This window comes from Arthrobacter sp. Soil736 (assembly GCF_001428005.1).
GTDB lineage: Bacteria > Actinomycetota > Actinomycetes > Actinomycetales > Micrococcaceae > Arthrobacter.
This window is the reverse complement of sequence record NZ_LMSB01000008.1, coordinates 132168-138875: the sequence shown is the minus strand read 5'-3', so window position 1 is coordinate 138875 and position 6708 is coordinate 132168. Positions and strand designations below refer to the sequence as shown.

Genomic DNA, 6708 nt, shown 5'->3' with positions numbered 1-6708 from the left:
GCGGAAAACCGGCCGTACATCGGCGCAGCGGCGCAGCGATTCAGCGCCGACCCCGAGCTTTGGCGCCAGTGCCTTGCAGGCAGCATAAACAGACGGGTATTCGGACAACCGATCCAAGGTCATGCGCACTGCACGGTCACGGACTTCGGGCGGGAACTGCTTGGGCATAATCACTATCTTTCTCAMAGAAGATAGCGGCATCAAACCCGGGACGGTTCATGGCTGCTCGGCCGGGCCGACGCGGCGGGAGGCGCTACGCCACACGGTAGTGCATGTGCGTGACGCCGGGTGCGTCGATTACACGCGTCAGCTCCAGTTCGGCGCGTTCTGCGCCGAACAGTCGCCGTCCCCCACCGAGCAGCACCGGGATCAGATGGATCTCCAGCTCATCGAGCAGGCCCTCGCGGAGAAGGGACTGNCCAAGGTCATGCGCACTGCACGGTCACGGACTTCGGGCGGGAACTGCTTGGGCATAATCACTATCTTTCTCAAAGAAGATAGCGGCATCAAACCCGGGACGGTTCAGTGAGAGGGCGTCGGAGTTTGGGCTGCAGGAAGTGAGAGAGCGTTGGGGTTTGGGGTGCAGGAAGTGAGAGAGCGTCGCATTACCGCACCCACACTGTGACGCTTGACACGTGTTAGGTCGTTCATCTACTCTTCCTAACACGTGTTAGGAAGGAAATGACATGACCGGAGCCACAAACGGGCACCTGCGGGAAATAACCCGTCGTACCGCCCTCGGTGCCCTCGGCGCGGGAATTATCGGAGCAACCGTGGCATCGTGGCCGCGGCTCTCCGGGACGGACATTCCGGGCCGCGGGGACAACAGCCTCAGCATCGCCATCATGGGCACCGCCGCGGACGCCGCCGCCCGTCAGCGCGCCATCGACGCATTCACCCGACTCCACCCGGGGATCAAGGTCAAGGTCCAGGCTATTCAGGCCGTGGACTGGAAAGACTTCTTCACCAAGATCCTCACCATGGTGGCCGCGGGCACTCCGCCGGACGTGGTCTACGTGGCCACCGAAGGCGCTCAGCTGTTTGCGGAAAAGCTCGCCCACCCGCTCGACGAGTACGTGCGCCGCGACGCCGCGGACATGACCGAGTTCTTCGACGACGTCCACCCCAGCCTGGTGGAGGCCTTCATGTACAAAGGCAGCCTGTACCAGCTCCCCATGGACTGGAACGCGGCCAACATGTACTACAACACCACCGCGTTCGCGCAGGCAGGGCTGGAGCGCCCGGCGGACGACTGGACACACGTGGATTTCCGTAACAGCCTCGCCGCAATGCGGAAGGCCCGGACCTCGGATTTCACCCCGTACTACTGGACCAACCGGCTCTTCGGCGGCGTGGTGCCGTGGCTCTACGCGAACGACACCAGCTTCCTGAAGGAAACCAGGTCCACCGGCGGGGAGTGGCTCTGGGACGGCTTCTACGCCAACGATCCCTCCCGCAGCCTCCGTTCGGGCGGGTATCAATGGCTTGAGCCCAACGCCAATGACGACCGTGTGTTCGAGTCCTTCGACTACCTTCGCGGGCTGGTCAAGGACGGGCTCGGTGTCCGTCCGGAGGAAGGCGGCGGCAGTTCGCTCGTCGGGCTGTTCGCGTCCAACCGCATCGGGACCACGCCGGCCGGCGGCTACTGGGTGCAGGGGCTGCACGAGGCCGGGATGGGCGAGAGCGATTTCGACGTCCAGTTCTTCCCCCGCTGGAAGACCCAGCGCCACCAGTTCGGCACCGCCGGCTACGCGATCATGAAGACCGCCAAGGACAAGGACGCCGCCTGGGAGTGGATCAAGTTCAGCTCCAGCCGCGAGGCCATGGAACTGATCTTTCCCAACCCGATCACCACGCCGGCGCGCCGCTCCATGGTCAACGAGCAGCTCTACGCCGGCAAGGGACCCGTCCACTGGAAGGTCTTCTACGACACGCTGGACCGGTTCCCCACCACCGGCCCCATTCCGGCACCACCACAGCAGGCCGCCGTCGAAACGGCCCTGATGAAGAACGTATCGCTGGCTGTCAGCGGCGACGAGCGCCAGCTCAAGCAGGCCCTCGCCTCCATGCAGCGCGACCTTGAACTGGCCCTGAGGAGGCAGTCATGAGCACCACCACCCCGCCGCGGGAGCGGCCGAGGCAGGCGGCCGGGTCGGCCACGCACGCCAAGGCACCCGTGCCGAACGCCAGGCACAGCCAGCGCTGGCTGACCTGGATCTTCCTGGCCCCCACCATCCTCGGCATGGGCCTGTTCACCCTGATTCCGATCGTGGCCTCTGTGGTCCTTGCCTTCTTCCGCTGGGACATCATTTCCGCGCCGACCTTCGTGGGCTTCGACAACTTCTCCGAAGTGGTCCAGGACCCCACCGTCCGGGTGTCTTTCCTGAACACCATCCTGTTCGTGGTGGTGGCCGTGGCCCTCCAGCTGGGGCTCGCCCTCGCGCTGGCCATCATGGTGCAGGAGAAGATGCCGGCCTGGCTGCGCGTGTTCTTCCGCTCGGCCTTCTTCTTCCCGCTGATCCTGTCCGCGGCCTCGGTTTCCATCTTCATGCGGTACCTCTTTAACGAGCAGTTCGGCGTGGTCAACTGGTTCCTGTCCCTCGTGGGCATCCCCGCGGTGCCGTGGCTGACCACACCAGGCGGGTCCGCCGCCGTCGTGATCCTTGTGTACGTGTGGCAGAACTTCGGGTTCTCCTTCCTGCTGTTCATCGGCGGCCTGGCCTCCATTCCCGTTGAGACATATGAAGCGGCATCGATCGACGGCGCCACCGGCTGGCGAAAGCATCTGCACGTGACGCTGCCCCTGCTGAGCCCCACCACGCTGGTGGCCTCGGTGATGGCCATCATCAGCGCCCTGCAGGTGTTCGACCAGCCTTACGTGCTGACCCGCGGCGGCCCCGGCGACTCCACGCGCACCGCCGTCATGGTGATCTTTGAATCGGCCTTCCAGCGGCTCGAATTCGGCCAGGCGTCGGCCATCGGCGTGCTTCTCACCCTGATCATCATGGCCATCACGGCCGCGCAGTTCCGGCTCAGCAAACGATTCGTCTTCTACCAGTAGGGCCAGCCATGACAACCACAACAGACCACGGCCTGGCTGGGCATTCCCCCCGGCTGTCTGAAGGCCTCCCGGAAACCTCACCCAACCCGCGCAGGTTCAGCTGGAACTTCGCCGTCCGCATCATCCTGCTGCTGATCGCTGCCGCCCTGACCCTGGGCCCGGTGCTGTGGACCCTGTCCACATCGCTGCGGTCGCCGTCGGAATCCTTCAAGCTGCCGCCGTCGTTCTTTCCCTGGAACCCCGACTTCACGTCCTACGGCGAAGTATTCCAGCAACTGAATATCTTCCTCCTCGTCCTCAACAGCGCCCTGGTAACCGGGCTGATCGCGGTGGGCCAGATGGTCTCCGCAGCGATGGCGGGCTACGCGTTCGCGCACCTGAAGTTCCGCGGCCGCGGTGTACTCTTCTCCATCGTGCTGGCCACCATGATGGTGCCGGTGCAGGTCACGATTGTGCCCGTCTTCATGCTGATCCGCGGCATGGGCCTCTCGGACACGCTGCTGGCGCTGATCCTGCCGGCCATTCCGACGGCGTTCGGCACCTTCCTGATGCGCCAGTACTTCATGGGGCTCCCGGCCGAGCTCGCGGAGGCCGCCTCGATCGACGGCGCCTCGCCCTGGCGGACGTTCCGCTCCGTTTACGCACCGCTGGCGATGCCCGGCATGGCGATCGTGGGAATCCTCGCGTTCAACTTCCACTGGAACGAGTTCTTCCGCCCGCTCATCCTGACCATCTCCGAGCAAAACTTCACCCTCCCGCTGGGGCTTGTGTCGCTCCAGGGCAACCTGGGAACCGGCAGCATCTCCGTGGTGCTCGCAGGCGTGGTCCTGTCCATGATTCCGGCGCTGGTGGTCTTCATGTTCGGCCAGCGCGCACTCCAGGACGGCCTCACAGCCGGCACCGGAAAATAACCTACCCACCGAAAGGCCGCACCATGCCCTCCCCGGACCTCGCCGCCGTCCACTTCGACGACGTCGCAGCCGCGCGCACCGACCCCGCCTTCCCGCGGTTCCACCCGCGTCCCGCGCAGGGCTGGATCAACGACCCCAACGGCATCAGCTACATCAACGGCCGGTACCACGTGTTCTTCCAGTACAACCCGGACTCTGCCCGGCACCACAGGATCGCCTGGGGCCACGTGAGCTCCGCCGACCTGGTGCGCTGGGAGGAGCACCCGGTGGCGCTGCGCCCGCAGGACGGCGGGCCGGATGAGTACGGCTGCTGGACCGGTGTGGTGACGGACGACGGCGGTGTTCCCACCGCGGCGTACTCGGGCGTCCGCGGCGACGGGGGCCACTCGCAGGTGGTCATCGCCCGCGGTTCTTCCGATTTGGTCACCTGGGAACAGACGGGTCACGTGGCTGCCACCATGCCCGACGACGGGCAGGTCACCGCCGTGCGCGATCCGTTCATCTTCCGTTTCAACGGCAAGCGGTACGCCATGCAGGGCGCCGGCCTCGCCAACGGGCACGCCGCACTGCTCCTGTACACGGTGGAGGACATGTCCGACTGGAAGTACCAGGGCATCTGGCTGACCTCGGAGAACCCGGTGGCCTCCGAATTCACGCCGGCTGAGATCTGGGAATGCCCGCAGCTGGTACAGGTGCCCGATTCCTCCGGGGACTCCTCAGGCGACTCCGGAACCGCCGGGGACTCCGGAACCTGGCTGATGATGTTCTCCCTGTGGCTCGCCGGTGACGAGCACGAGCACGCCAACGGAGTGGGCCACTTGGTCGGTTCGCTGACCGAGGACGCGGAGACCGGGTTGCCGGTGTTCACGCCCCGCGGCGGCGGGAAGTCCGACCTCGGGCGCGACTTCTACGCGCCGCAGATCGTGTCGTTGGAGGACCGGGCCCTGCTGTGGGGATGGGCCAATGAGGGCCCGGGCCGCGACGGGCGCCGCGGCCGCAGCCAGGACGAAATTGACGCTGCCGGCTGGGCCGGGGTCCTGACCTTTCCGCGTGAACTCTCGGTGGTCGACGGCGCCCTGGCCGTCAGTCCTTCCCCCGAGATTGCCGCGTACCGTGGCCAGTCCGTGGCGAAGGCCCTGGGCGGCACCGTGGTGCTGCCAAGTGCGGCGGAGGCATTGGTGATGGACGGCCGCAATATAGCCGCTGGCTCGGGCGAGGTTCGGCTGGTGCTTGTTGGCGGAGGGGATGGTGACACTAGCGGGGACCGCCAGGTTGTCTTCGCGGAGCCGCTGCCCGAGGGTGGGTCGCTCCGGATCTTCGTGGACGCGTCCATCGTGGAGGTGTACCGGACAAACGGCGTGGCAACAACCGTTCGCGCCTACCCATTACCCGGCGAGGAATGGCACCTGGAGCTTCCCGGCCGGGCACAGGCCGAGGTTTGGGAGCTCGCCCAGCCCGAATAGAGGACGGCGTTACTTAGCGACGGCGGCACTCAGCTGGGTGCCGTCGTCGTGCCGTTCGGCCGCCGTGCCGCCGTCGCAGGGCGGGAATCAGCTGCGGCCCGCCGGTACGGGCGCAGTGGACTCCCTGATTATGAGGCGGCAGGGGACCAAGGTCTCGAGGCCGTCAACTCGCGCAGTTTCGGAACCGCCGTCGCCCTCGATCCGTTCCAACAGCTGGGTCATGGCCGCGGCTCCCATCTCCCGATGCGGCAGGGCCATGGTGGTGAGCGCGGGGACCATGGTATCGGCGATGTGCAATTCGTCGTCGTAGCCCATGATCGAGAGGTCGCCGGGCACGTTGAGGCCCAGTCGGGCGGCGGCCAGCACGACTCCGATGGCGACGCGGTCGTTGCCGGCCATGATGGCGGTGGGCCGCTCGGCGGGAGACACGCCGTCGAGCAGTTTCATGGCGCCGTGGAATCCGTCGTCAATGTCCCATCCGGCGAAGCTGATCCGGTCTTCCCGGACCGGAAGGTGGCGCCCGGAGTAGGCTTCGCGGTAGCCGGCGACGCGAAGGGGTGCGGCCGAGGCTTCGGCGGGGCCAGCCACCAGGGCGATGTCGCGGTGGCCCAGCTCCAGCAGGTGGTTAGCGGCTTCCCTGCCGCCGCGCACTTCGTCCGGGATCACGTGGGAAAGGGCCGGGGCCGGGGCGCTGTCGAAACAATTGGCCAGGACCGACGGAACGCGCAGCATCCCCGGCGGCACCTCTAGGGGCTTAAGGCCCTCCGTGACGTACATGAGTCCCTCCACCTGTCGGTCCAGAAGGGTCTCCACGGCGCTCTCATCCCGGGCGGCGTCGAACTCCGTGTCCATGGCTACGGTGACAAAGCCGCGGCTGCGTGCGACGTCGTCGGCCCCGCCAATGATGTTCCCGTCAAAGGCGCTCACGACCACGTGGTCCGATACGATCCCGATGACCCGCGACCGCTGATTGCGCAGGCTCAGGGCAATCTTGTTCGGCGAGTAATTGAGCGCGGCGGCTGCTTCGCGGATGCGCTGCTGGCTTTCGGGGGCAACGTTGCCTTCACCGCGCCCGTTGAGCACGAGCGATACAGCGCTGCGCGAGACACCCGCCAGCTTGGCGACGTCCAGTGCGGTGGCCTTGCGGTTCATGGGCTGATCCTCTGTGTGGGAAAATCACTGCTTTGCTGCAGTTTACCTAACTCGTGTGAGCTAACGGACGCTCTCTCACTTCCTGCGTGTTTTTCAGGGACGCTCCCTCACTTCCTGCGGG

General features: G+C 66.0%; 5 protein-coding genes and 1 pseudogene. 4 read left to right on the top strand and 2 right to left on the bottom strand.

The window, feature by feature from the left end; all coding sequences use genetic code 11:
* Positions 1–253 precede the first annotated feature (253 nt).
* Positions 254–418: pseudogene (locus tag ASG92_RS30400) on the bottom strand (dihydrofolate reductase family protein); the annotation flags it as partial.
* Positions 419–686: 268 nt separating this feature from the next.
* On the opposite strand from ASG92_RS30400, the gene ASG92_RS06950 reads away from it, so the two are divergent.
* From ASG92_RS06950 to ASG92_RS06935, 4 genes are read left to right on the top strand one after another with little or no spacing between them, the layout of a single operon-like run.
* Positions 687–2108 carry an extracellular solute-binding protein gene (locus ASG92_RS06950; protein ID WP_056626310.1) on the top strand — a complete coding sequence of 474 codons (1422 nt, stop codon included), beginning with the start codon at positions 687–689 and terminating at the stop codon, positions 2106–2108.
* Positions 2105–3061 carry a sugar ABC transporter permease gene (locus tag ASG92_RS06945; RefSeq protein WP_157372132.1) on the top strand — a complete coding sequence of 319 codons (957 nt, stop codon included), beginning with the start codon at positions 2105–2107 and terminating at the stop codon, positions 3059–3061. Before ASG92_RS06950 ends, ASG92_RS06945 begins: the two co-directional genes overlap by 4 nt.
* An 8-nt stretch (positions 3062–3069) precedes the next feature.
* Positions 3070–3972, top strand: coding sequence for a carbohydrate ABC transporter permease (locus tag ASG92_RS06940; RefSeq protein ID WP_056626308.1), 903 nt, complete (start codon positions 3070–3072; stop codon positions 3970–3972).
* 23 nt (positions 3973–3995) lie between these two features.
* A complete protein-coding gene (locus tag ASG92_RS06935; RefSeq protein ID WP_056626306.1) occupies positions 3996–5435 on the top strand; it encodes a glycoside hydrolase family 32 protein in 1440 nt (479 codons plus the stop codon).
* A gap of 87 nt (positions 5436–5522) precedes the next feature.
* Here the strand turns inward: ASG92_RS06935 and ASG92_RS06930 are convergent, their stop codons facing one another.
* Entirely contained in the window at positions 5523–6587 is a 1065-nt protein-coding gene (locus ASG92_RS06930; RefSeq protein WP_056626304.1) for a LacI family DNA-binding transcriptional regulator, read from the bottom strand.
* Positions 6588–6708: the final 121 nt, after the last annotated feature.